Source organism: Streptomyces phytophilus (assembly GCF_013870535.1).
Taxonomy (GTDB): domain Bacteria; phylum Actinomycetota; class Actinomycetes; order Streptomycetales; family Streptomycetaceae; genus Streptomyces; species Streptomyces phytophilus.
Window position 1 is genome coordinate 1 of the sequence record NZ_JACBXC010001382.1, and the last position, 1525, is coordinate 1525.

At 74.9% G+C, this 1525-nt stretch carries 1 protein-coding gene; it reads left to right on the forward strand.

The features are described 5' to 3' along the window. The coding region (locus tag H5J30_RS32565) for an alkaline phosphatase D family protein (RefSeq protein WP_181791266.1) at positions 1 to 1367 on the forward strand (1367 nt) is incomplete at its 5' end. Positions 1368 to 1525: the final 158 nt, after the last annotated feature.

The window sequence follows — 1525 nt, forward strand, 5'->3', positions numbered from 1 at the left end:
TGTGGACCCGGCTGGCGCCGGACCCGCTCGCCGCCGACGGCCACGGCGGCATGCCGCGCGCGGGCTACGACGTGGGCTGGCAGGTCGCCGAGGACGAGCGCTTCCGCCGGGTGGTGCGCAGCGGCTCCGCGGTCGCGCTGCCGGAGCTGGGGCACTCCGTCCACCCGCAGGTCCGCGGACTGCGCCCGGGCCGGCAGTACTTCTACCGCTTCCGCACCCACGGCCGCACCAGCCCCGTGGGCCGCTTCCGCACGGCGCCCGACCCCCGTTCCGCGCACGGCTCGTTCACCTTCGCCACCGCGTCCTGCCAGGCGTGGTACCACGGCTACTTCGCGGCGTACCGCGACATGGCCGCCCAGGACCCGGACGTGGTGTTCTTCCTCGGGGACTACATCTACGAGTACGGCATCACCGCCGCCAACATGTGGCGCAACGCTCCGCTGCCCGGCGCCCGCCACGAGACCGAGACCAGCACCCTCGCCGACTACCGGCTGCGCTACGCGCTGTTCAAGTCGGACCCCGGCCTCCAGGCCGTGCACGCGGCGGCCCCGTGGATCCTCGCCCCCGACGACCACGAGGTGCAGAACGACTACTCCGACGAGACGTCGTACTACGGCCTGAGCGAGGAGGACTTCCTGCTCCGCCGGGCCGTCGCGTACCGCGCGTACTACGAGAACTGCCCGCTGCCCGCGCTCGCCCTCGGCCACGGCCCCGACGCCCGGCTGCACCGCCGGCTGCGCTACGGCCCGGCGGCCCTGCACGTCCTCGACGCCCGCCAGTACCGCGACCCCAAGCCGGCCGACGCCGCCGAGCAGCACGCGCCCGGCCGCACCATGCTCGGCCGGGAGCAGGAGCGCTGGCTGTACCACGGGCTGCGCACCTCCGGCGCCCGCTGGAACCTGCTGCTCCAGCAGGTCGGCCTGGTCCGGGTGACGGAGAACCGCGTCGACCAGTGGGACGGCTACCCGGCTGCGCGCCAGCGCCTCCTCGACGTCCTCGGCGAGCCGGGCGTCGCGCCGTCCGTCGTCTTCACCGGCGACTGCCACCGCTCCATCGCCGGCGACCTCCTCGCGGACTTCGCCGACCCCGGATCGCGCGTCGTCGGCAGCGAGTTCCTGGGTACGTCCATCGCCTCCGACGGCGACGGCGCACCCACGGACAACTACACGAAGGACTGGATGCAGCACCCCTGGATGCGGTTCTACGACGGCCGCCGCGGCTACGTCCTCGGGCACGCGGACGCGGCCGCGGTCACCGCCGGGTACCGGGCGGTGCCGTACGTACGGGCCGACGACCGGGCGGCCGGGTTCGCGCTCGACCGCTTCCGGGTGGCACACGGCCGCCCCGGCATGCAGAAGGTGAGCTGACACCATGACCGCACCCACCGCGAACACCGCCGCCGGGCGGCCGGGTTCCGGCCCCGCGCCCGGCTCCGTCTCCGGTCTCGCCGCCGCCGGCGGGCTCGGCGCGGTCGAGCTGACGTGGCGCCCGTACCGGACCCGCGGCACGCAACTCGTCGACCACT